This window comes from Actinomadura sp. WMMB 499, from assembly GCF_008824145.1.
In the GTDB taxonomy this organism is placed as follows: Bacteria; Actinomycetota; Actinomycetes; order Streptosporangiales; family Streptosporangiaceae; genus Spirillospora.
In genome coordinates, this window is the sequence record NZ_CP044407.1 from 5,594,299 (window position 1) to 5,616,013 (window position 21,715).

Genomic DNA, 21,715 nt, shown 5'->3' on the forward strand with positions numbered 1-21,715 from the left:
CGGGACGGTCCGGGCGGCGCTCCACCCGCGTCAGCCGCGGGCCCTCGTGTCGAGGGGGCGGATGTTGTGGTCGATGAACTGCTGCGCGGCCTGCTTGGCGGCCTGGTCCCCGGGCTGGACGGGCCTTCCGTCGGTGCGCTGCACGTACGCGTACACGACGTACCGTCCGCGGACGGTCGTCGCCGCGTAGCCGCCCGCGCGGTCCATGCCGGCGGTGTGCTCGCCCGGCATGCCGCGGAACCACTGGTAGCGCGCGGGGTCCCCGGCCCGGCTGACGGTGACGGCGGCGTCCTTCGTCGGCATCACCGCGATCCCGGACGTGACCGCGATGGAGCGTTCGGGATCGAGGTAGGTCGCCCGGACGATCTTGCGGCACTGCTGCCGCTGCAGGGCCTGCAGCATCGCCCCGTTCGCCGCGTACTTCAGGTCGCGGTTGATGGACCGGCGGTCGAGCCGGTAGGCGTGCCCGCCGAGCGTGATCGTCGGAGTGGGGAAGACCTCGGTGAACTCGAGCGGCTTCGGGTCGGTCCGCTCGCCGTCGATCTTCAGCGGGCTCGGGTCGGGGGCGGGCGGCGGCGGTGCCTGCCCGCCCTGCGCGGGGGCCGGGGAGGTGGGGGTCTGCACCGGACGCTCGGCGGCCTCGCGGGTGGCGCCGTCGTCCGATGAGCCCGTTCCGCCGACGGCGAACAGTGCGATGACCGCGGCCAGCACGACCGCCGCGCCGCCGCCGATCAGCAGCGTCCGCCGTTTGCCGGGCCCCTTCGCGGCCTTGCCGCCGGCACCGTCCGTCCCGCCCGGAGGCGGCGGGGGGTCCGTGGCCGGTGCGCCCTGCTCGTGGTGGCCGGGCGTGCCGACCGGCGGTTCCTCCCCGCCGTCCGACCGCGGGTGCGGGCCGCTCTCCCCGCTCGGCGGAAGGACGCCGCGGGGCAGGATCGCGTCCGGGACGAGGACCGGCGCCGCCGACGCGGACACCTTCTCGGCCTCCCTGGCGCGCTCGAACGCCGAGGGTGCGGGCTCCGCGGGCGGGACGGGCTCGGGCGCCGCCTCCCGCACGGGGGCCGCGGGGGCCCCGTTCGGCGCGGCGACGACGGCCTGCGCCGGCTCGGGGACGGGCGCCGCCGCGGGCTCCGCGCCCGCGCGGGGCGGCGGGACCGCGTCGGGACGGACGGCCGGGATGCCGTCGGGGTCGGTCTCGGTGAACGTGGACGGCGCCGGCGGCACCAGCGGCTCGGCGGGCACGGCGCCGCGCGAGTCCACCCGCGGGATGCCGACCCCGGCGACCAGCGTGCCCGGCGGCGGGGACGCGGCGCTTCGCGGGCCGCCTCCCTCGGGCGCCCGCTCGCGGGTGGCCTCGCGGGTGGCGTCGTCCGTCACCGGTTCGGGTGCGGCCTCGGTGGAGTCGGACGCCCACCAGGGGGCCTCGAGGCCGAACGGGGGGAGCCGGGGGGCCGTGGGCGCGGGCGCCTCGGCCCCGTCGGCCGGCGGGACGGCCGGGGCGTCGGCCGTGGCGCCGGCCGGGGGAGTCGCGCCGCCGAAGGAGGGCGGCGCGGACGGGGCGGCGGCGGACGAGTCCGCCTCCTCGCCCGTCTCCCGGGTGTCTTCAGGTCCAGACATAAGACGAGAGGGTATTCAAACCGGTCACCGTTGGAGGAAGGTTCGAGGGTGCTGGTGTCCGAGGGGCGCGCGGGGTGAGGGGACGTGAGGCCAAGACTCACTCCCCCTCGCCGTTCTGGAACGGCTTGCCCTCGGTTTCTCTGTAGTGCAGGGCCAGCGAGAGGTTGCTGCCCTTGTAGATCTCGGTTCCGAAGAGCCGGACGGTGTCGTGGTGCTTCGTGGCGATGGTCTTGCCGTTGGGGCGCTGCACCCAGGTCATGACCAGGTAGTGGCCGCGGGCCTGGGCGGTGCCGAGCGCGAGGCCCTTGCCGTTCGTCTTGGTGATGCCCGTGCCGGGGAGGGCCAGCAGGTAGGCGTCGTCGGCCTGGGCCGCCTTCTCGGCGGCCTTCGCGTGCGCCGCGGACTCGAGGTTGAGGACGCCGAGCGTCCCGATGAGCGCGCCGCCGCTGATGGCGTACGTCGCGCGCAGGGCCTGGGTGCAGTCGCCCTTCTTCACGGCCGCGTCCAGCGCGTCTCCGCCGACGACGCCGTTGCACTCCTTCCCGGAGTGCCAGGCCGTGCGTGCGTACTTGTGGTCGTCCACCTCGAACTTGCCGTTGCCGAAGACCTCCTTGAGCGTCAGCGGCGCCGGGTCGGTGGTGCGGCTCTGCAGCTTCACCGGCGACAGCGCGACGGACGGGGTCGGCGTGGGCGGGGTCGTGGACGGGGCCGGGGACGAGGCCGCGGCCGGCTCCTCGGAGCCGCCCAGCGTCGATGAGAGGGCGACCCCGCCGCCGATGAGGACGAGGCCCGCGACGACGGCCCCGACGATGATCAGGCCGCGCCGCCGCCGTGGCGGCCCGCCGCCGTCGTCGTCGTACCGGTCGTACCGGTCTTCGCGGTCGAACCCGCCGCCGTAGGCGAACCCGTGGTCGTCCGGGCCGCCGTAGGGGGCCGGTCCCTGGTCGAACGGGCCCGGCGGGCCGTCGTAGGGGCCGTCGTGGGGGCCGTCGTACGGACGGTCGTCTCCGGGACCGTACGGCGACTGCGGCGGCCACGGCGAGCCGTGCTTGCGCTGATCACCCGGGTAACCCATGTCGTGGACCATACCGAACCCCGGACGCGTCACTTCCAGCCGAAGTTCTGCGTCCACAGCTTGCCGCCCGGGCCGTCGACCATCCCGACCCCGATCGCGCGGAGGTCGCAGTTGAGGATGTTGCGGCGGTGGCCGGGGCTGTCCATCCACCCGCGCACGACGGCCTCGGCGCTGCCGTACCCCTTGGCGATGTTCTCCGCTCCGGGGCTGGAGTAGCCGGCGGCCTCCATGCGGTCCCAGGGGGTGTCGCCGTTCTGGGAGGTGTGGCTGAAGTAATCGTTGGCGGCCATGTCGGCGGAGTGCTTCTCGGCGGCGGCCATCAGGCGCTCGTCCACGCGCAGCGCGGAGCATCCCGCGTCGGCGCGCTCGGCGTTCGTGAGCCGGACCACGGCGCTCTCGACGGAGGTCGCGCCGTCCGTCCGGAACGTCTGCGAGCCCTCCGAACCGCCCGAGCCCGCCGACCCGCCGGAGGACGATCCGCCGGACGGTGCGTCCTCGGTGGGCCGCGCCGGACGCGACGTGGACGGCGTGGGGGTCGGGGCCGGCGCCGCGCTCATCGTCTTGAGCGGCGGCGGCCGCTCGGACGCGGACGGCGCCGCCGCGTTCGCGGGGGCCTCCGGCGACGGAGCGCCGCCGGACCCGGACCCGGACGGGGCGGGCGCGGGCCGGTCCTCGGGCAGCGCGTCGGACGCGGCGGCCGGCTCGGGGGCCTGCGCGGGCAGCACGAGGCGGTCGAGCGCGACGCCGGTGCCGATGGCGAGCGCGGACGCGGCGACGGTGGCGCCGACGGTGACGACCGTGCGCAGCCGCCGTCGCGGGCGCTTGCCGGGCGCGGGCCGGCGGCCGGGCGGGACGGAGCCGGGGCGCGGTCGCCCGCGGGCGACCAGCGTGTCGTCGGCGGGGCCGGGACGCCGCGGCGGTGCGGCGCCCGGACGGGGGCCGGGCTGACTGGGCCGGCCGGGGCGGCCGTCGCCCTGGTGCTGGGGACGCCCGGCGGGGCGGCCGGGTCTGCGGGGAGTGGACAGCGGAGGCTCCCGGGGGCTGGCCGGCGTACGCCGGTACGCCGGCGGGGGACCGGTCGGCGGCACCTTACCTCGATATGTAGCCCTGAGTAAGGAGAATCCGGCAAAATGGCGTTTCCTGCACGTCGCGCACACGCTCCGCAACCGTCCCGTCCGCAACCCGTGCACCCCGCGGGCCGGCCCCCGGTCCGGAACGGGGCGGCGCGTGGGGCATACTGGTAGGCGGCTGGGAGACTGTCACGGCTACTCGCTTTGACCCGCGCCCGCGCGGCCGAGTATCCTGCGGGTTTGTTGTATGCGTCGGCGCCTGCCCGGGTGGCGGGATGACGACGGCATCCACGTGTCGGTGTGCCCCATGTGCGCTCGCACGGGCCCCGGCCTCCCGGAGCGCCCGATCGGAACGTGAACGAGCCCGATCGGCGCGAGCAGGAGATCCGCTCAGAAAGTCGACGAGAAACGAAGGCTGACGACCGTGCGCACGTACACCCCTAAGCCCGCTGACGTTCAGCGTCAGTGGTACGTCATCGACGCGACCGATGTCGTGCTGGGCCGTCTCGCCAGTCATGTCGCGCAACTGCTTCGGGGTAAGCACAAGCCGATCTACGCTCCCCACCTCGACACCGGTGACTTCGTCGTCATCGTGAACGCCGACAAGGTGTCGCTGTCCGGCAACAAGCTGGAGCAGAAGCGGGCGTACCGGCACTCGGGCTACCCGGGCGGGCTGCGTTCGGTGAACTACGCCGACCTGCTGGCCAAGAACCCCGAGCGGGCCGTCGAGAAGGCGATCAAGGGCATGCTGCCCAAGACCACCCTCGGCCGGCAGATGTTCCGCAAGGTGAAGGTCTACGCCGGTCCGGAGCACCCGCACCAGGCGCAGAAGCCGGTCCCGTTCGAGATCACGCAGATCAGCCAGACCGCCAAGTGATGAAGGTCCGGTCGGCCTCCGGGCGCGGGGCGCCCTGCAGCCGCCCGGTTCCGCACGCGCCCGCGCTCACGAGTGCGGGCGACCAGCAACCGGCTGGATACGCGCGCACCCGCGCCCGCGAGTGTGTGCGACCAGCGGTCGGCCGGTCTCGCACACACGAGTGTGCGACGGGCGACCTGTCGGCTTCGCGCACGCGAGTGTGTGCGGTCGGCGACCGGCCGGGGCCGCGCGTACGGGAGTGCGCGGGGAGCAGTCAGCTGGGTCCGTGCACGCGCCCGCGTGTGCGGTAAGGAAAGAGTGGCCGCCGGGGCACCCGATGATCGGGCCGGCCGCCCCGGCCAGAAGACCTAGGAGAACCGTGGACGAGTCCACCGGCACCGAGACGCCCGCCGAGGGCGTCGAGTTCGACTCGTACGAGGACGCGCCGTCCGAGTACACCACCGAGAGCCCCGAGGCCGAGGGCGAGGGCTTCCTCGGCCAGCCGGTCGCGACCGGCCCGGCCGCCGGCACCGGCCGCCGCAAGCAGGCCATCGCGCGGGTGCGCATCGTCCCGGGCACCGGTGAGTGGAAGATCAACGGCCGGACGCTGGACCAGTACTTCCCGAACAAGGTCCACCAGCAGATCGTGAACGAGCCGTTCGTCCTGCTCGGCCTGGAGGGCCAGTTCGACGTGCTCGCGCGGGTGAACGGCGGCGGCACCACCGGCCAGGCCGGTGCGCTGCGCCTCGGCATCTCGCGCGCGCTGCAGTTCGCCAACATCGAGCACCGCCCGGCGCTGAAGAAGGCCGGGTTCCTCACCCGCGACGCGCGGGTGCCGGAGCGCAAGAAGGCCGGTCTCAAGAAGGCCCGCAAGGCTCCGCAGTACAGCAAGCGTTGATCGACGGCACGAGCCGCCGCACCCCATGGCTTCTCCGTGGCCGACCCCCATGGTCGGCGCGCCGGGTGCGGCGGCTCGTCCGCTTTTTCCGGTTCGTTCGCTTTCCATGACCGCGCGGAACGGACGGGACGCCGCACGTCCCCGTCCCGTCCGGGCGGTCTTTCCGTCTATCCGGGAGTTGAACTGTGGCTCGTCTGTTCGGGACCGACGGCGTGCGGGGGCTCGCCAACCGTGACCTGACCGCCCGGCTCGCCATGGACCTGTCCGTCGCGGCGGCGCGGGTCCTCGGCGAGCAGGGCGAGTTCCGGGGGCACCGGCCGCTGGCGGTGGTGGGCCGCGATCCGCGGGCCTCCGGCGAGTTCCTCGAGGCGGCCGTCGTCGCGGGCCTGGCCAGCTCCGGCGTGGACGTGCTGCGCCTCGGCGTCCTGCCGACCCCGGCCGTCGCGTACCTGACGCACCAGCTGCACGCCGACCTCGGCGTGATGCTGTCGGCGTCGCACAACCCGGCGCCCGACAACGGCATCAAGTTCTTCGACCGGTACGGCCACAAGCTGCCCGACGAGACCGAGGACCGCATCGAGGGGCGGCTCGGCGAGGAGTGGGACTGGCCGACCGGCGCCGGTGTCGGCCGCGTCCGCGACGCGCACGGCGCCGTCGAGCAGTACGTGGCGCACCTCGTCGCGTCCGTCCCGGTGTCGCTGGACGGGCTGCGCGTCGTCGTCGACTGCGCGAACGGGGCGTCGTCGGACGTCGCGCCCGAGGCGCTGCGCCGGGCGGGCGCCGAGGTCGTCACGATCGGCACCGCGCCGGACGGGCTCAACATCAACTCCGGGTGCGGTTCGACGCACCTGGACGCGCTGCGCGCCGCCGTCCGCGAGCACGGTGCCGACGCCGGGATCGCCAACGACGGCGACGCCGACCGCTGCCTGGCGGTGACCGCCGCGGGCGAGGTCGTCGACGGCGACCAGATCATGGCGATCCTGGCGCTGGAGATGCGCGAGTCCGGGGCGCTCGTCAACGACACGGTCGTCGCGACCGTGATGTCGAACCTGGGCTTCAAGCTCGCGATGCGGGAGGCCGGGATCACGGTCGTGGAGACCGCGGTCGGCGACCGGTACGTGCTGGAGGCGATGAAGGCGGGCGGGTTCGTCTTCGGCGGCGAGCAGTCCGGGCACGTCATCCTGCTCGACCACGCCACCACCGGCGACGGGGTGCTGACCGGGCTGCGGCTCCTCGCCGCGATGGCGCGCCGCGGCCGTCCGCTGGACGAGCTCGCGAAGGCGATGACGCGGCTGCCGCAGGTGCTCGTCAACGTCAAGGACGTCGACAAGACCCGCGCGAAGACGTCTCCCGAGCTGGCCGCCGCCGTCGCCGCCGCCGAGGCGGACCTGGGCGAGACCGGACGGGTGCTGATCAGGCCGAGCGGCACCGAGGCGATGGTCCGCGTGATGGTCGAGGCGGCGTCGCAGGACCAGGCGCAGAGCGTGGCCGAGCACCTGGCGGGCGTCGTCCGCACCACCCTCGGCTAGGGCCCCGGGCCGTCCGCCCCGAGCCGGGGCGGACGGCCGGGCGGGGGCTCAGTGCTGCTCGATGTCGAGGCGGCCGACCTTGAGGTGCTTGATCTCGACGGTCCCCGCCTCCAGGTGCTCGACGATCGCGCTTGACGACGAGCCTGCCGATCGCGACGGCGCCGACGGCGATCGCCCCGAGCGCCATCGAGCCCATCGCGAGCGACCCGAACGCGTTGCCGAGGCGCAGGTCGAGCCCGGTGGCGGACGCGCCGGTGGTGGTGGCGCCGGTGGCGCGGGCGCCCACGGCGCGCTCCGTCCGGACGCGCGGACGCTCGTCCCGTCCGGCGGACTCCCGCTCGTCCCGCTCGCTGGATTCGCTCATGGGTCGAGCATAGGACGGGCGCGGTCAGCAGCGGTCGAGGAAGCCGTCGAGCGCGCGCTTGTCGGCGGCGGTGACGGGCAGGAAGGCCTCGGCGGCGACCCCGATGTACTTGATCGCGTAGTCGCACTGGTACGCCTTCCGGGGCTTCCACTCGCCGGGACCGGAGTCGCCCTTCTGCCCGTTGGCCACGCCCCACACCGCGAGCAGGTTCGTGTGGTCGTTGGCGAACTCCTCGCGCCGTCGCTCGGTCCACTCGGAGGCGCCCATCCGCCACGCGAGCGCGAGCGGGTACACGTGGTCGATCTGCACCTCGGCGGCGTCGGCCTTGGTGAAGGTGATCTCCTTGCCGGTGTAGGGGTCGTGCAGGAGACCGGCGACGACGACGCAGTCGCCGCGCTTGCGGACGTTCTCCAGATACCGGGCGAGGATGTCGTTGCGCTGGTCGCAGCCGTTGCGGTCGACGTCCTTCCAGCGCACGCCGAACTCGCCGCGCTCGTAGCCGGCGCCGTCGCCCTCCTCCGCCACGCGCAGCTCCGCGAGCGCCGCGCGGGCCTCGGCCTCCCCGCCGCCGGTCGTGGCGGACGGTGCGGAGGAGCCGGACGGCGCGGGCGTGCCGGCGTCCGAGATGCCCACGTCCGCGCTGCAGGCCGCCGCCAGGGAGGCGGCCAGCGCGAGCCCCGCCGCCGCGCTCGCCGTGCGTGCCATCGTCACCGTCCTGGGGGTTTCGGTGGATATACCCGTCATGCCGGATCTCACCGTACGCCGCCGCGAACCCGTCATGCGGGCGGCCCGTCCGGGGCAGGATGTGGGCGTGCTGCACATGAGAGCGATCGTCCCGCCGGACCGGACGGACGCCGCCTGCAAGGCGCTCGCCGACTGCGACGGGGCCACGAACATCGTGGTCGTCCGGGGCGCCGCGCTGGCGCCGTCCGGCGATCTGGTGACCGGGGACGTCGCCCGCGAGTCGGCCAACGAGGTGCTGGACGCGTTGCAGGCGCTCGGCGTCGACCGGGACGGCTCGATCGCGATGGAGCGGATCGACCTGTCGATGTCGCGGGTGGCCGCGCGCGCCGAGCGGCGCGCCCCCGGGCACGGCGACGACGCCGTCGTGTGGGACGAACTCGACCGCCAGGTCACCGAGGGTGCGGCGCTGACCTGGTCGTTCATCGCGTTCCTCGTGCTGGCGACGCAGATCGCCGCGGTCGCCGCGCTGATCGACTCGCCGATCCTGGTGGTGGGCGCGATGGTGCTCGGGCCGGAGTTCGCCGCCGTCGCGTCGATCTGCTACGGGATCGTCCGGCTGCGGCCGTGGCACATCGTCACCGCGGTGCGCACGCTGGTCGCCGGGTTCGCGGTCGCGATCGTCGCCACGTACGTGTGCGCGCTGCTGAGCCGGTGGGCCGGGGTGATCGAGATGTCGGAGCTGCCCGCGGAGCGGCCGCTCACCGCGTTCATCTACAGCCCGGACCGCTGGTCGTTCATCGTCGCGCTGCTCGCGGGCGCCGCCGGGGTGCTGTCGCTGACCGCCGGGAAGTCCTCGACGCTCGTCGGGGTGTTCATCTCCGTGACGACCGTGCCCGCGGCGGGCAACCTCGGGGTCGCGCTGGCGCTGAAGCACGTGAGCGAGATCGAGGGGTCGCTGCTGCAGCTCGTCCTCAATTTCAGCGGGATGATCATCGCCGGGACGGTCACGCTGCTGCTGCAACGGGTCGTGTGGGGGCTCGTGCTGCGCCGCCGCGAGCACGTCACCTCGACCGGACGGCCCGTTTCGTGAGCCTCGTGCCGGGGGCTGACTTTGGTCGATGCGAAATCAGACTCATGGCGCGGAGGTTCGTACCTAAGGGTGACGTGGGCGGACAACACAGGCGATAGGTTCGGCGCCATGCCGATCATCGCCACCCAGGGCCTCACGATGAGGTTCCCCCGGGTGACCGCCCTCGACGACCTGAACGTGGCCGTCGAACCGGGCGTCGTCGGGCTCGTCGGCGCCAACGGCGCCGGGAAGTCCACGCTCATCAAGATCCTGCTGGGGCTGCAGCCGCCCACGGCCGGGACGGCGAGCGTGCTCGGGCTCGACATCGCGCGCGAGGGCGTCCGCATCCGGGAGAACGTCGGGTTCATGCCCGAGTACGAGTGCCTGCCGCCGGACATCTCCGCGACCGAGTTCGTCGTGCACATGGCGCGGATGTGCGGGCTGCCCGCCACCGCCGCCCGCGAGCGCGCCGCCGACACGCTCCGGCACGTCGGCCTGTACGAGGAGCGGTACCGCCCGATGGGCGGGTACTCCACGGGCATGCGCCAACGGGTGAAGCTCGCGCAGGCGCTCGTCCACGACCCCAAGCTGGTGTTCCTGGACGAGCCCACCAACGGCCTCGACCCCGCCGGACGGGACGAGATGCTCGACCTGATCCGCCGCATCGGCGCCGAGTTCGGGATCAGCGTCCTGGTCACCTCGCACCTGCTGGGCGAGCTGGAACGCGTCTGCGACCACGTGGTCATTATCGACGGCGGGAAGCTGCTGCGCTCGCAGGCCGTCGAGGCGTACACCGAGGCGTCCGGCGCCCTCACCGTGGAGGTCGAGGAGGGACGGGACGAGCTGGGCCGCGTCCTGCGCGAGCACGGGGTGGACGCGCGGGACGAGGGGCGGTTCCTCGTCGTCGACATCGTCGGGGAGTCCACCTACGACCTCGTGCGGGACGGCGTCGCCGACCTGGGGCTGCGGCTGATCCGGATGGAGCAGCGCCGGCACCGCATCGAGGAGGTCTTCCAGGACGACCCGGCGGCGCTCGCCGCGCAGGCGCAGGCGCAGGCGCAGGCGCAGGCGCAGGCCGCGCCGGTCCCGCCGGAATCGCCCGTCCCGCCGGAGTCGCAGGGGGCGCCCCGATGAGCACGAGCACGATTCACGACATCGGCTACCGGCACTACGACGGCCGCCGCAACGGCCGCGGGTACGTGCTGCGGTCGCTGTACGTCCACAACCTGCGGGCGGCGTTCGGGCTGGGCCGTCCCGCCCGCGCCAAGATCATGCCGTTCCTGCTCGGCGCGATCATGCTGCTGCCGGCCGCCGGGTCGGTCGCCGCGTTCGCGCTCACCAAGCAGGAGGACGCGCTCATCCCGTACGCGACGTACGCGGTGATCATGCAGGTCGTCATCGCGATCTTCACGGCGACGCAGGCGCCCGTGCTGGCCTCGCGGGAGCTGCGCTTCCACGTCGTCCCGCTGTACTTCTCCCGGCCGATCGACCACCTGGACTTCGTCCTCGCCAAGATCGGCGCGATGGCGACCGCGCTGCTGGCGATCACCGCGGTGCCGATCACCGTGCTGTACGCGGGCGGGCTGGTCGCGCGGGCGCCCGACTCGGGACGCCAGCTCCTCGACTACCTGACGGCCCTCGTCGGCTGCGCGCTGTTCGCGCTCGTGCTCGCCGCGATCGGCATGGTGGTCGCCGCGTTCACGCCCCGCCGCGGGTTCGGCGTCGCGGCCGTCATCGCCGTGTACATGCTGTCGGTCGCCTTCGCGGCGATCGTGCAGACCCTCGCCGAGGTGCAGGGCAACTTCACCCTGCAGAGCTGGATGTCGCTGGCCGCCCCGTTCGACCTGGTCGACACCGTCCAGGTGCGGCTGCTCGGCGCGGACCCGTCCTACGCGGTGGCGCCGGGCATCGGCGGCGGCCTGGCCGCGCTCGCGCTGTGCTGCGCCCTCGTCCTCGGCTCGATCGCGGTCCTGTACCGCCGGTTCCGGAAGGCGGGCCTGTCGTGAGCGAGCTGAAGCTGGAGAACGTGTCCCGCTGGTACGGCAACGTCGTCGCCGTCAACGGGGTGTCGATGACGATCGGCCCGGGCGTCACCGGGCTGCTCGGCCCGAACGGCGCCGGGAAGTCGACGATCATCCACATGATGGGCGGCTTCCTCGCGCCGTCGTCCGGGGCGGTCACCCTGGACGGCGCGCCGGTCTGGCGGAACCCGGGCGTCTACCGGAACCTCGGGCTGGTGCCGGAGCGGGAGGCGGCCTACGACTTCCTCACCGGCGCCCAGTTCATCCAGGCGATGGCGAAGCTGCACAAGCTGCGCGATCCGGACGCCGCGGCGCGCCGCGCGATCGGGCTCGTCGAGATGGACTACGCGGCCGACCGCGCGATCGGCAACTACTCCAAGGGCATGAAGCAGCGGATCAAGATGGCGTCCGCGCTCGTGCACGACCCGCCCGTCCTGCTCCTGGACGAGCCGTTCAACGGCATGGACCCGCGGCAGCGGCTCCAGCTCATGGACCTCATCCGGCGGATGGCCGACGAGGGACGCACGATCCTGTTCTCCTCGCACATCCTGGAAGAGGTCGAGCGGCTCGCCGGGCACATCGAGGTCATCGTCGCGGGGCGGCACGCCGCGTCCGGCGACTTCCGCCGGATCCGCCGGCTGATGACCGACCGGCCGCACGTGTTCGTCGTCCGGTCCGGCGACGACCGCGCGCTCGCCGCCGCGATCATCGCGGACGGCTCGGCGCGCAGCGTCCAGCTCACCGACAAGGGACTGCAGGTCGAGGCGACCGACTTCCAGCGGTTCACGTGGCTGCTCCCGCAGGTCGCGAAGCAGGCGGACGTGCGGCTGTGGGAGGTCTCGCCCGCCGACGAGTCCCTCGAAAGCGTCTTCTCCTACCTGGTGGCGAAATGAACGCGACGATCGCGACGATCACCTTCCGGTCGATGCTCGGCCGCCGCCGCGCGCTGCTGCTGCTCGCGCTGCCCGCCGTCCTGGTGGCGCTCTCGCTCGGCCTCCGGATGACCGGCAACGACGACCTCGAGACCGCGACGCTCGTGCTGCAGCAGTTCGGGCTCGCGGCGCTGCTGCCGCTGCTCGCGCTGATCGCGGGCACCGGCGTGATCGGTCCGGAGATCGACGACGGCCAGATCATGTACGTGCTGACCAAGCCGATCCCGCGCCAGGTGATCGTGCTGACGAAGCTGGTGGTCGCGATCGTGCTGGTCACGGCGTTCGCGGTCGTCCCGACGCTGCTCGCCGGGATCCTGCTGGCCGGGACGACCGCGGGCGTGACCGTCTCCTACACGGTGGGCGTCCTCGCCGGCGGCGTCGCCTACAGCGCGATCTTCGTGGCGCTCGCGGTGGCCAGCCGCAACGCCGTCACGATCGGGCTGCTGTACGCGCTGGTGTGGGAGTCGCTGCTGGCGAGCTTCGCGCCGGGCGCCAAGTCCGCGTCCGTCCAGGCGTGGGCCCTGTCGGTGACCGACTCGCTGACCTCGGCGACGATGGTGGAGTCGTCGGTCGGCCTGACCCTGTCGATCGTCCTGCTGGTCGCGGTGACGCTCGCCGGCGCGTTCCTCGCGGTGTTCCGCCTGCGCGGCCTGTCGGTCGCGAGCGCCGAGTAGCCGCCGGGGCGCGACGGCCGCCGGGGCGCCCGGCCGGCGGCCGTCAGGGGCGGGGACGCAGGAGGCCGCGCTCCATCGCGACGACGACCGCGTGCGTGCGGTCGCGGGCGTCCAGCTTCGCGAACGCCCGCAGCAGGTGGGTCTTCACGGTGGCCTCCGCGATGACCAGCCGCCGCCCGATCTCGGCGTTCGACAGCCCGTCCGCGACCGCCCGCAGGACCTCCGCCTCGCGGGCGGTCAGCGTCGCCGGGTCGGGGCGCCGCAGCCGCGCGACGAGCCGCTGCGCGACGCGCGGCGCCAGCACCGTCTCGCCGCGGGCGGCGGCGTGCAGCGCGGCGACGAGCTGCTCGCGGGTCGCGTCCTTCAGCAGGTAGCCGATCGCGCCCGCCTCGACCGCGCTCTCGATCTCGGCGTCGGTGTCGTAGGTCGTCAGGATCAGCACCCGGGTGGGGGCCGGGCCCGCGACGATCCGGGCGGTGGCGCCCGCGCCGTCCAGGACGGGCATCCGCAGGTCGAGCAGCGCCACGTCCGGCCGCAGCTCCTCGACGAGCGCGACGGCGGCCCGGCCGTCGCCGGCCTCCCCGACGACGTCGAGCGTCGGCTCGGCCGCCAGCAGCGCGACGACCCCGCCGCGCATCACCGTGTGGTCGTCGGCGACGACGACGCGGACCTTCGGTTCGGTCAAGTCAGCCCTCCCGCTGCAGGGGGATCACGGCGAGGACGCGGGTGCCGTCGCCGGGTGCGCTGGTCACCGTCAGCTCGCCGCCCAGCTCGTCCAGCCGGCGCCGCATCCCGTCCAGGCCGAAACCGCGCGAGTCCGCGACGGCGAAGCCGCGCCCGTCGTCGGTGATCTCCAGCTCCACGGCGTCCGGGTGCCGCGCCAGGACGACCCCGACCGCGGACGCCGCCGCGTGCTTGCGGACGTTCGCGAGGGACTCCTGCGTGCAGCGCAGCAGCGCGATGCGGGTCGGCTGGTCGCAGTCGACGTCGGGCAGGTCGGCGGTGACGCGGACGCCGGTGTCCTCGGCGAACCGGTCGAGGACGCGGCGCAGCGTCCGCGCGGCCGACCCGGCCGCCGGGGTCGCCGAACCGACGAGGACCCGCGCCTCGGCGAGGTTCTCCCGCGCGGTCCGCTCGATGGACGCGAGCTGCCGCGCGCTCGCGTCCGGGTCGGCGGCCAGTCCGGAGCGGGCGGCCTCGGCGAGCGCGACGATCGACGCGAACCCCTGCGCCAGCGTGTCGTGGATCTCCCGGGCCATCCGCTCGCGCTCCTCGGCCGCGCCCTGCCGCTGGTGGGCCCGCGCCAGTTCCAGGCGCGCGTCGTCCAGTTCGGCGCCCAGCTCGGCGGCGCGCTCGTCGGCGCGCCGCGCGATCCGCTCGACCAGCAGGCCGCCGAGGATCCCGGCCGCGCATCCGATCAGCGTCATCACGGTGTTGCCGCGGACCACGGCGTCACCCGCCACCAGGTCGCCGGCGAGGACGGCCGCGCCCGCGGCCACCGTGAAACCGATCGCGCGGCGCGGGCCCCCGGTGAAGATCCAGAACTGCGGCAGCGACACGATGTACATCGCCGCGCCGCCGTCCAGGAGGTAGGAGTGCGCGCCCAGCACCGGCACCAGCAGGGCGAGGAACGCGTGCGGCGGGACGACGCGGTTGCGGGGGAAGGTGGTCAGCACCGCGTATCCGGCGCCGAGGACGGCCAGCAGCGCGAGCATCGTGGACTGGACGGCCCCCGCCTGGTCCCGCACGGCGATGCCGGGCGGGACCAGGCCGAGGACGATCCACGCGAGCGCGTACCACTGGTGGAGCCGGAGGCGGAACCGGTCGCCGGAGGGCCGCGCCCGCGCCGTACGCTGCGTCACGGTGGTCAGCCTACGGTTCCCGCCGCCGGTTCGACCCGGTCCGGCCCGTCCGTCGGATCCATCCGGTCCGTCTGGTCCGTCTGGTCCGTCTGTGCCCGTCCGATCCGGCGGGACGGCCACCAGGACCGGTCGCCGAGCAGCAGCATCATCGACGGCAGGATCATCACGCGGATGATCGCCGCGTCGAGCAGCACCGCCACCGCGAGCGCGAAGCCCATCTGCTTCATCTCGATGATGTGCAGCGACACGAAGCTCGCGAACACCGTGACCATCACGACCGCCGCGCTGGTCACGACGCTCGCCGAGCCGCCGACGCCGTCCAGGACCGCCTGCCGCGTCGGGACGCCGCGCAGTGCGGCCTCCCGGATGCGGCTGATCACGAACACCTGGTAGTCCATCGACAGGCCGAACAGGATGACGAACAGGAACAGCGGGACGCGCGACCCGATCGACCCCGTCGAGGTGAAGTCCAGGAGGCCCTCGGCCCACGTCCCCTGGAACACCAGGACCAGCAGGCCGAGCGCCGCGCCCGCCGAGAGCAGGTTCAGCACGAGGCCGATCGCCCCGAGCACCACCGACCGGAACGCCTGCACGGTCATCGCGAACGTCACCAGCAGCAGCGCCCCGATGATCCACGGGAGCTTGCCCTTCTGGTGCTCCGGGTAGTCGGCGTACCGGGCGACGTCCCCGGACACCGCGACGTCCGCGCCGAGCGAGCCGACCGCCGCCGGGACGAGTTCGCTCCGCACCCGCTCCAGCGACCGCCGCGCCTCGTCGGTGCTCGCGTGGTGCGGCACCTGGATCCGCAGGAGGCTGATCCGGGCGTCGGGGGACGTCCGGACCCGCGCCGGGCCCGCGAACAGCGGGTCGCCCTCGGCGCGCTCGGCGATCTCGGCGAGGGCCGCGCGCACCTCGCCCGTCCGCCCGGCGTCCGCCCGGACGACGACCTCGTGCATCGCCTTCAGTTCGGGGAACGCCGCGTTCAGCCGGTCGAACACCCGCATCGCGGGGATCTCGCGGGGGTGGCTGTCGCGGCCCATGTCGGTCAGGTTCAGGCTCAGCAGCGGGGCGGCCATCGCGAGCATCGCGGCGACCGAGACCAGGAGCGTCGCGCCCGGACGGCGGCTCACCGGACGCAGGATCGCGTTCGTGATCCGCCCGGCCCCGAGCTTCGGCGGCCTGCGCGTCCGGCCCTTGCGCGCCGCCCGCCGGTCCGCCCACGCGCCGAGCTTCACCAGCACCGCCGGGAGGACCGTCAGGGAGCTGACCACCGCGACCAGCGTCACCACGATCGCGGCGGTGGCGATCGACGCGAAGATCACGTCGTCGGCGAGGTACAGCGTCGCGCTCGACACGGCCACCGCGAGGCCCGAGATCACCACCGACCGCCCGGACGTCGCGGCGGCCAGCTCGACGAGCGCCCGCGCGTCCAGCCGTCCGGCCGAGCGGGCCCGCTCCTCCCGTTCGCGCTTCAGGTAGAACAGCGTGTAGTCGACGCCGACCGCCATGCCGATCAGCAGGATGACGCTCGCGCCCACGCCGGCGTCCGGGAACGCGTGGGACGCGAGCATCGACAGCCCGATGGCCGCCGCGATCGAGGTCAGCGCGAGGACGACCGGCACCACCGCGACCGCGATCGATCCGAACACGACCAGCAGCGTGATGAGCGTGATCGGCAGCGCGATCATCTCCGTGCGCGCCAGGTCGTCGTTGCGGAGTTCCCCCACGCCCTGGCTCACCGACGGCCCGCCGGTCTCCTCGATCCGCAGGTCCGGGTGCGCCTTGCGCACCTCCGCCGTCTGCGCGAGCAGCGCGTCGACGTGGTCCTGGGCCTCGCGTTCGGCGCCGTGCATCGTGACGTCGATCCGCACGGCCGTCCCGTCCCGTGACCACACGGGCGCCGACACGCGCTCGACCTCGGGCAGGCCCCGCATCCGGACGGACGCGTCGTGCGCGGCGGCCCGCGCCGCGTCCCGGTCGAGGGGGCCGGACCGCGCGGCGATCAGCACGTGCTCCAGGGGTTCGCGGGCCAGGCCGCCCTCGGCGGCCATCGCCTCCGCCCGTCCGGCCTCGCCGATCCGGTAGTCCTCGGTGGTCGCCGCGTTGCCGCCGACCGCGAGTCCCGCGCCGAGGCAGACCGCCACGAACAGGAACCAGGCCGCGATGCCGCGCCACGGGTGCCCGGCGCTCCACCGGGCCAGGCGCACAGGAAGGTTCGTCATGCCGTAGAGCCTCGTCGCGGGGCCCCCTCGCGCATGAGCCCCGGACGGCTGAACCGCCCGTCCACCGATCGGTGGACGGGCGTCAGGCGCCGGGGCGGACGATCATCAGGACGGCCACGACCGTCCACAGCAGGTTGAAGATCCCGGTGAGCATGGCGAGCCGTCCGGCCGCCCGCTCGCCGGGCACGTCCCCGGCCAGCACCCGCCCCTGCCCGGGCAGGACCGCGAACGCCAGCAGCGCCGCCGCGGCCGCGGTCAGGGCGATCGACGCGAGCAGCCACGCCTGCGTCAGCACGCCGAGCATCGCGCCCGTGGCGAAGCCGAACAGCGGGACCGCGACGCCGACCAGCGCGTAACCGCGGCAGATCCGGTGCAGGACCGCCATGACCCCCGTGTTGCCCTCGCGGGCGTAGGGCGGGAACAGCGACCCGGCGACCGCGACCGGCCCGATCGCCAGGAGCGCCGCGAGCACGTGCAGCGTCAGCAGCACCTCGGTCATCGTGAATCCTCCTGGATAGTCGGCAAGCAATATATTGGCTACCAATGCATAGCATGCCTACACGTCGAATGGGTAGGCTGCCTACGTATGAGGGGAGACGCGGTACGGGGACACCTGGACGCCCTGCTGCTCGCCGTGCTCGAAGCCGGTCCGCTGCACGGGTACGCGATCATCACGGCCGTGCAGGAGCGCAGCGGGGGAGCCCTCGAACTGCGCACGGGCACGGTCTATCCCGCGCTCAACCGGCTGGAGCGCGTCGGGCTCCTGGCCGGGAGCTGGCAGTCGGTCGGCGCGCGGCGCCGCCGCTGCTACGCGCTGACCGACGCCGGGCGCCGCACCCTCGCGGGGGAACGGACCGCCTGGCGCGAGTTCACCTCCGCGATCGGCTCCGTCCTCGAACCGGGGCCGGCCACGTGACCGCCGTCGACGAGCACCTCGCCGCCCTCGACGGCGCCCTGCGGGGTCCCGCCCGCACCAAGGCGCGGATGCTCACCGAGGTGCGGGACGGGCTGGCCGACGCGACCGACGCCCTCGCCGGGGCGGGCCTCGCGGCGGACGCCGCCGAGCGCCGCGCCGTCCGCGACTTCGGCGCCGTCGCGGACGTCGCGCCGGGCTTCCAGCACGAGCTCACGATCGCCCAGGCGCGCCGGACCGCCCTCGCCGCCGCGCTCAGCGCGCCCGTCCTCCTGCTGTGCTGGCAGGTCGCGGGCTTGCAGGTCGCGGGTGCCGATACGGGCGTGCTCCCGTACACCGCGCGTCTCGTCGGCGGCGCCGCCGCGGTCGCCGCCCTGCTGTCCGCGTGCTGCCTCGCCGCCACCGGCGCGTGGGCCCGCCGCCTCCCCGTCCCGCGCCGCCTGCCGGTGACGGTCGCGTGGGCCGGGACGACCGCCGGTGCGGCCCTCGGCGTCAGCGCGGTCGCCCTCACCGCCGCGTCCGCGCTGGCCGCGAACTGGCCGCTCGCCGCACTGGTCGCCGTCCTCACGCTCGCGTTCCACGCGAAGGTCGCCGGGTCCGCGCGGGCCTGCCGGCACTGCGCCCGCCTCGCCCCTACGTGATCTCGGCGGCCCAGGCGAGCAGCCGGTCCAGGTGCGGGTTCGGCGGCACGACCGTGCCCGCCCGCCCGGCGACGACCTCGCCGCTCGTCCCGTCGATCGTGACGAGGGCGCCGTCCCGCACGTCGAGCCCCGCCGCGCCGACGACGGCCGGACGGCCCAGCGACCGCGCGACGACCGCCGCGTGGCTCGTCGTTCCGCCGGCGGCCGTGACGACGCCCGCCGCGGCGGCCAGCCCGTGCATGTCGAGCGGGGACGTGTACGGACGGACGAGCACCACCGGCCCGCCGGACGCCATCGCGACCGCGGCGTCCGCGGTGGTCGCCGCCCGGCCGGTCGCGACGCCCGGGGAGGCGCCGGTCCCGCGCGCGAGGACGTCCGCCGGGGCGGCGTCGAGGCGCGGGGCGCGCGCGTGCCGCAGGTCGTGGGGGGACACGCGCCGGACCGCCTCGCGCCGGTCGATCACCCCCGCGTCGCACAGGTCGACCGCGACCCGGACGGCCGCCCGCCCGGCCAGGCCCCCGGCCCGCACCTGCAAGAACCACAGCTCGCCCGACTCGAACGTGAACTCCACGTGGCACGCGTCGCGGTGGTGCTCCTCGATACGGTGCAGCGCGTCGACGAGGGCCGACCACACCGCCGGTTCCCGGTCGGCCAGCTCCGCGAGCCGCGCCGGGCTCGTCCGTCCGGACACGACGTCCTCGCCCTGCCCGCCGAACAGCACCTCCCCGGACGGGACGGGCTCGCCGGTGCCCGGATCGCGGCTGAACGCGACGCCCGTCCCGCTGCGCTCGTCGCGGTTGCCGAACACCATCGCCTGCACGGTGACGGCCGTCCCCGCACCGTCCGCAATGCCGTTGATCGACCGGTAGGTACGGGCGCGCGGGGAGTTCCACGACGTCCACACGGCCCGGACGGCGAGGTCGAGCTGCCGCCGCGCGTCGTCCGGAACCCCCTTGCCGACCCGCTCCCGGATCAGCGCCTCGCCCGCGCGGATCCCGACCAGGCCCGGCTCGTCCCGCGCGGCGGCGGGATGTTCCGGGCGGAGGCCCATGGCCGCGGACGTGAGGTGCGGCGGGGCATGCCGGTGCGGGCCGGGTGCGGGCTGCGCGGCCGCGTCGAGGAGGTCCGGGGGGACACCGACGGCCGCCGCGAAGCTCGACAGGAACCGGCGTCGCGCGTCGTGGGCGAAGCGCGCGTCGCCCGTCTCGGCCGCGAGGCCCTCCGTCGCCCGCTCGGTCAGCCCCAGGTTCAGGACCGTGCTCATCATGCCGGGCATCGACACCGCGCCGCCCGACCGGACGGCGAGCACCAGCGGACGGTCCGGGCCGCCGAGGCGCCGTCCCGTGGCGTCCTCGAGCCCGGCGACGGCCGCCGCCAGTTCGGCGTCGAGACCGCCGGGGAACCGCCCGTCCCGCAGGAACGCGCGGCACGCCGCCGTGCCGACGGCGAACCCGGGCGGCACCGGCAGCCCCAGCCGCCGCAGCGTGACCAGGCCGCGCGCCTTCCCGCCGAGGACGGACGCGGGCTCGCCGCTGCCCGCCGCGATCGGGTGGATCCACGTCATCGCGGGATCCCCAGCGTGACCAGCAGGTCCTCGTGGAGCTGGAACCACACCGTGTGGTAGGAGGCGAGGTCGTTCGTCACGTACTCCCGCTCGCCCGCGCGGGCGCGGGCGAGCGCGCGGGCGAGCCGGTCGCGGTAGCGCCGGAAGCGGAGCAGCGCGCCCGCCAGCTCGGCGCAGACCGGGTCGGCCCGCAGGTGGAAGTCCGCCAGCGCGGCCAGCACCCGGGCGCGGTCGTCCGGGCGGAGCTGCCACGCGGTGAAGATGTCGAGCAGCTCCGGGTTCAGCACGAGGAAGTCGCCGTACGCCCTGGTCACCACGGGACGGGCGCCCGTCGCGTCCAGCTCGTCGCGGATCCGCGCGGCATCGGACGCCCGCCCGGCCTCGGTGAGGCTCCACCCGCCGAACTCGCCGGGCAGGCGCGTGACGAGGCCCGCCACCGCGAGGTCGATCAGCTCGGACTCCACGTCGGGCTCGGGCAGCGCCGCCGCCTCGGCCAGCCGCGCGGACCCCGCGACGCCGACGCAGCGCACGGTGTGGAGCACCAGCAGGTCGCTACCTGTCGCGTGCACGCTCACACCCGCGTCCCGTCGATGGACGCGACGGCGTGGCCCGCGCCCCGCCCGTCCGCCCGCGCGACGATCTCGCCCGCCCGGACGCGCACCGCGGCCTCGGTGTCGTCGCCCGGTCCGGTCACCCCGGCGGCGGCCGCCACGGCGCCGTCCTCGTCCAGGACGAGGCGCAGGCGCGGCCACGCGCCCGGTGCGAACGCGCGCCGCAGGCACCCGCTCATGTCGCCGGCCCGCAGCCGCACGAGCCGTCCGACCTCGGCCGGGTCGGCCGTCACCACGGCCACGGTGACCCGGTCGCCGGGCCGGGCGGCGCGGACCGCCTCCTCCGCGGCCCGCAGCCGTCCGGTGCCGAGGACCGCGACCACACCGTCCGCGCCGAGGTCCGCCGGGCGGCCGGTGATCTCGTCCGGCGGCCCCCCGGGCGGCTCCCACCCCTCCCGGACGGCCGTGGCCGGGACGGCGAACGGCAGGTGCGGCGGGTCGAAGGCGTCGTCGAGGTCGAGCCCGGCGAGGTGCCGGCAGGCGCGCGCGACGTCGAACGGGTCGCCGAACCCCGGCGCCGTCCCGGCGAGCCGTCCCGCCCCGTTCAGCAGCGTGAGCACCAGCTCGGCCAGCCGCACCCGCCGCACCCGCCGGGCGTCCGGCGCGTGCGCCTCCAGCGCCAGCCCGAGCAGCAGCGCCTCCAACCACGTGACCTGGGCGAGCGCGCCGCGGCCGCGCTCGTCGTCGAACAGCCCGGCGGCCCCGCGCAGCCGCAGCTCGGCGCCCGCGGGGGAGTCGCCGAGCAGCGGGAGGCGTTCGAGCCAGACGCGGGCGAACGCGCCCAGCGCGCCGTCCAGCTCGGTCGGAACGGCGGGTGCGGCGTCCGGCTCGGCCGCACCGGTGGCCGGGGCGCCCCACGTCGGGGCCGGCCCGCCCGGCGGGCCGGCCGTCCCGTCGCCGGGGGCGTCGAGCGAGTCGACCAGGACCGCCAGGTACAGCGCGCGCTTGCTCGGGAAGTTCGAGTACACCGCGCCCCGGGTCAGCTCCGCGCGCTCCGCGATCCGGTCGATCTTCGCGTCGGCGTAGCCGCGCTCGGCGAACTCCGTCCGGGCCGCGTCCAGCACGGCCGCCCGCGTCCGCTCCTGCCGCTGGACCCGCGTCAGCCTGACCATCGTC

The 21,715-nt window shown here is 74.9% G+C and carries 22 protein-coding genes; 11 read left to right on the forward strand and 11 right to left on the reverse strand.

Going from position 1 to position 21,715, the window contains the following annotated elements; all coding sequences use genetic code 11:
• Nucleotides 1-30 precede the first annotated feature (30 nt).
• The 3 genes from F7P10_RS25160 to F7P10_RS44610 form a co-directional block, all read right to left on the reverse strand.
• Nucleotides 31-1,614, reverse strand: a complete 1,584-nt coding sequence (locus tag F7P10_RS25160; protein WP_151012794.1) for a hypothetical protein — start codon at nt 1,612-1,614, stop codon at nt 31-33.
• A 97-nt stretch (nt 1,615-1,711) separates the two neighbouring features.
• Complete coding sequence (locus F7P10_RS42660) at nt 1,712-2,689, reverse strand: hypothetical protein (protein ID WP_176611646.1); 978 nt, start codon at nt 2,687-2,689, stop codon at nt 1,712-1,714.
• 29 nt (nt 2,690-2,718) lie between these two features.
• Entirely contained in the window at nt 2,719-3,777 is a 1,059-nt protein-coding gene (locus F7P10_RS44610; protein ID WP_151012800.1) for a CAP domain-containing protein, read from the reverse strand.
• A gap of 406 nt (nt 3,778-4,183) precedes the next feature.
• Here F7P10_RS44610 and rplM point away from each other — a divergent pair, with 406 nt between their 5' ends.
• The 4 genes from rplM to F7P10_RS42665 all read left to right on the forward strand — a co-directional run bounded on the left by rplM (nt 4,184) and on the right by F7P10_RS42665 (nt 7,419).
• A complete protein-coding gene (gene rplM, locus F7P10_RS25180) occupies nt 4,184-4,636 on the forward strand; it encodes a 50S ribosomal protein L13 (RefSeq protein WP_151012802.1) in 453 nt (150 codons plus the stop codon).
• Between the two features lie 358 nt (nt 4,637-4,994).
• Nucleotides 4,995-5,513 (forward strand): 30S ribosomal protein S9, encoded by a 519-nt coding sequence (rpsI, locus tag F7P10_RS25185; RefSeq protein ID WP_151012804.1) that lies wholly within the window; start codon nt 4,995-4,997, stop codon nt 5,511-5,513.
• A 185-nt stretch (nt 5,514-5,698) separates the two neighbouring features.
• The gene (glmM, locus tag F7P10_RS25190; protein ID WP_151012806.1) at nt 5,699-7,042 is read left to right on the forward strand and encodes a phosphoglucosamine mutase; all 1,344 of its coding nucleotides are present in this window, start codon (nt 5,699-5,701) and stop codon (nt 7,040-7,042) included.
• A gap of 131 nt (nt 7,043-7,173) precedes the next feature.
• Nucleotides 7,174-7,419, forward strand: coding sequence for a hypothetical protein (locus F7P10_RS42665; RefSeq protein WP_176611647.1), 246 nt, complete (start codon nt 7,174-7,176; stop codon nt 7,417-7,419).
• An 11-nt stretch (nt 7,420-7,430) separates the two neighbouring features.
• On the opposite strand, the gene F7P10_RS25200 is transcribed toward F7P10_RS42665, so the two are convergent.
• Entirely contained in the window at nt 7,431-8,111 is a 681-nt protein-coding gene (locus tag F7P10_RS25200; RefSeq protein ID WP_151012808.1) for an HNH endonuclease family protein, read from the reverse strand.
• Nucleotides 8,112-8,226: 115 nt separating this feature from the next.
• Between F7P10_RS25200 and F7P10_RS25205 the strand changes: the two genes are divergently transcribed.
• The 5 genes from F7P10_RS25205 (at nt 8,227) to F7P10_RS25225 (ending at nt 12,786) form a co-directional block, all read left to right on the forward strand.
• Nucleotides 8,227-9,180, forward strand: a complete 954-nt coding sequence (locus F7P10_RS25205; protein WP_254716803.1) for a DUF389 domain-containing protein — start codon at nt 8,227-8,229, stop codon at nt 9,178-9,180.
• 108 nt (nt 9,181-9,288) lie between these two features.
• The gene (locus F7P10_RS25210; protein ID WP_151012811.1) at nt 9,289-10,293 is read left to right on the forward strand and encodes an ABC transporter ATP-binding protein; all 1,005 of its coding nucleotides are present in this window, start codon (nt 9,289-9,291) and stop codon (nt 10,291-10,293) included.
• On the forward strand, nt 10,290-11,165 hold the full coding sequence (locus F7P10_RS25215; RefSeq protein ID WP_151012813.1) for an ABC transporter permease: 876 nt from the start codon (nt 10,290-10,292) through the stop codon (nt 11,163-11,165). Before F7P10_RS25210 ends, F7P10_RS25215 begins: the two co-directional genes overlap by 4 nt.
• Nucleotides 11,162-12,073 (forward strand): ABC transporter ATP-binding protein, encoded by a 912-nt coding sequence (locus tag F7P10_RS25220; protein WP_151012815.1) that lies wholly within the window; start codon nt 11,162-11,164, stop codon nt 12,071-12,073. The genes F7P10_RS25215 and F7P10_RS25220 overlap by 4 nt, the downstream gene beginning before the upstream one ends.
• On the forward strand, nt 12,070-12,786 hold the full coding sequence (locus tag F7P10_RS25225; RefSeq protein WP_151012817.1) for an ABC transporter permease: 717 nt from the start codon (nt 12,070-12,072) through the stop codon (nt 12,784-12,786). Before F7P10_RS25220 ends, F7P10_RS25225 begins: the two co-directional genes overlap by 4 nt.
• A gap of 43 nt (nt 12,787-12,829) precedes the next feature.
• Here F7P10_RS25225 and F7P10_RS25230 read toward each other — a convergent pair whose 3' ends face one another.
• The 4 genes from F7P10_RS25230 to F7P10_RS25245 all read right to left on the reverse strand — a co-directional run bounded on the left by F7P10_RS25230 (nt 12,830) and on the right by F7P10_RS25245 (nt 17,369).
• Nucleotides 12,830-13,471 (reverse strand): response regulator transcription factor, encoded by a 642-nt coding sequence (locus F7P10_RS25230; RefSeq protein WP_151012819.1) that lies wholly within the window; start codon nt 13,469-13,471, stop codon nt 12,830-12,832.
• Nucleotide 13,472: 1 nt separating this feature from the next.
• Entirely contained in the window at nt 13,473-14,648 is a 1,176-nt protein-coding gene (locus tag F7P10_RS25235) for a sensor histidine kinase (RefSeq protein WP_218040138.1), read from the reverse strand.
• A 5-nt stretch (nt 14,649-14,653) separates the two neighbouring features.
• Entirely contained in the window at nt 14,654-16,870 is a 2,217-nt protein-coding gene (locus tag F7P10_RS25240; protein ID WP_151012821.1) for an MMPL family transporter, read from the reverse strand.
• A gap of 82 nt (nt 16,871-16,952) precedes the next feature.
• A complete protein-coding gene (locus F7P10_RS25245; RefSeq protein WP_151012822.1) occupies nt 16,953-17,369 on the reverse strand; it encodes a hypothetical protein in 417 nt (138 codons plus the stop codon).
• Nucleotides 17,370-17,456: 87 nt separating this feature from the next.
• Here F7P10_RS25245 and F7P10_RS25250 point away from each other — a divergent pair, with 87 nt between their 5' ends.
• Nucleotides 17,457-17,786, forward strand: coding sequence for a PadR family transcriptional regulator (locus F7P10_RS25250; RefSeq protein ID WP_151012824.1), 330 nt, complete (start codon nt 17,457-17,459; stop codon nt 17,784-17,786).
• Nucleotides 17,783-18,424 carry a permease prefix domain 1-containing protein gene (locus F7P10_RS25255; RefSeq protein WP_151012825.1) on the forward strand — a complete coding sequence of 214 codons (642 nt, stop codon included), beginning with the start codon at nt 17,783-17,785 and terminating at the stop codon, nt 18,422-18,424. Before F7P10_RS25250 ends, F7P10_RS25255 begins: the two co-directional genes overlap by 4 nt.
• On the opposite strand, the gene F7P10_RS25260 is transcribed toward F7P10_RS25255, so the two are convergent.
• Genes F7P10_RS25260 through F7P10_RS25270 form a run of 3 tightly spaced genes read right to left on the reverse strand, consistent with a single transcriptional unit; the run spans nt 18,417 to nt 21,711 of the window.
• Complete coding sequence (locus F7P10_RS25260) at nt 18,417-19,988, reverse strand: pyruvate, phosphate dikinase (RefSeq protein WP_151012827.1); 1,572 nt, start codon at nt 19,986-19,988, stop codon at nt 18,417-18,419. The two genes, F7P10_RS25255 and F7P10_RS25260, sit on opposite strands and share 8 nt — an antisense overlap.
• Entirely contained in the window at nt 19,985-20,557 is a 573-nt protein-coding gene (locus F7P10_RS25265) for a transcriptional regulator (RefSeq protein ID WP_254716007.1), read from the reverse strand. The genes F7P10_RS25260 and F7P10_RS25265 overlap by 4 nt, the downstream gene beginning before the upstream one ends.
• A 2-nt stretch (nt 20,558-20,559) precedes the next feature.
• Nucleotides 20,560-21,711, reverse strand: coding sequence for a TetR/AcrR family transcriptional regulator (locus tag F7P10_RS25270; RefSeq protein ID WP_151012831.1), 1,152 nt, complete (start codon nt 21,709-21,711; stop codon nt 20,560-20,562).
• Nucleotides 21,712-21,715: the final 4 nt, after the last annotated feature.

Bases quoted from the DNA above. Each gene is read 5' to 3' on its own strand.
- F7P10_RS25160 (WP_151012794.1), bottom strand. From the start codon at position 1,614: ATGTCTGGACCTGAAGACACCCGGGAGACGGGCGAGGAGGCGGACTCG.
- F7P10_RS42660 (WP_176611646.1), bottom strand. From the start codon at position 2,689: ATGGGTTACCCGGGTGATCAGCGCAAGCACGGCTCGCCGTGGCCGCCG.
- F7P10_RS25200 (WP_151012808.1), bottom strand. From the start codon at position 8,111: ATGGCACGCACGGCGAGCGCGGCGGCGGGGCTCGCGCTGGCCGCCTCC.
- F7P10_RS25205 (WP_254716803.1), top strand. From the start codon at position 8,227: ATGAGAGCGATCGTCCCGCCGGACCGGACGGACGCCGCCTGCAAGGCG.
- F7P10_RS25210 (WP_151012811.1), top strand. From the start codon at position 9,289: ATGCCGATCATCGCCACCCAGGGCCTCACGATGAGGTTCCCCCGGGTG.
- F7P10_RS25215 (WP_151012813.1), top strand. From the start codon at position 10,290: ATGAGCACGAGCACGATTCACGACATCGGCTACCGGCACTACGACGGC.
- F7P10_RS25225 (WP_151012817.1), top strand. From the start codon at position 12,070: ATGAACGCGACGATCGCGACGATCACCTTCCGGTCGATGCTCGGCCGC.
- F7P10_RS25240 (WP_151012821.1), bottom strand. From the start codon at position 16,870: ATGACGAACCTTCCTGTGCGCCTGGCCCGGTGGAGCGCCGGGCACCCG.
- F7P10_RS25245 (WP_151012822.1), bottom strand. From the start codon at position 17,369: ATGACCGAGGTGCTGCTGACGCTGCACGTGCTCGCGGCGCTCCTGGCG.
- F7P10_RS25250 (WP_151012824.1), top strand. From the start codon at position 17,457: ATGAGGGGAGACGCGGTACGGGGACACCTGGACGCCCTGCTGCTCGCC.
- F7P10_RS25260 (WP_151012827.1), bottom strand. From the start codon at position 19,988: ATGACGTGGATCCACCCGATCGCGGCGGGCAGCGGCGAGCCCGCGTCC.
- F7P10_RS25270 (WP_151012831.1), bottom strand. From the start codon at position 21,711: ATGGTCAGGCTGACGCGGGTCCAGCGGCAGGAGCGGACGCGGGCGGCC.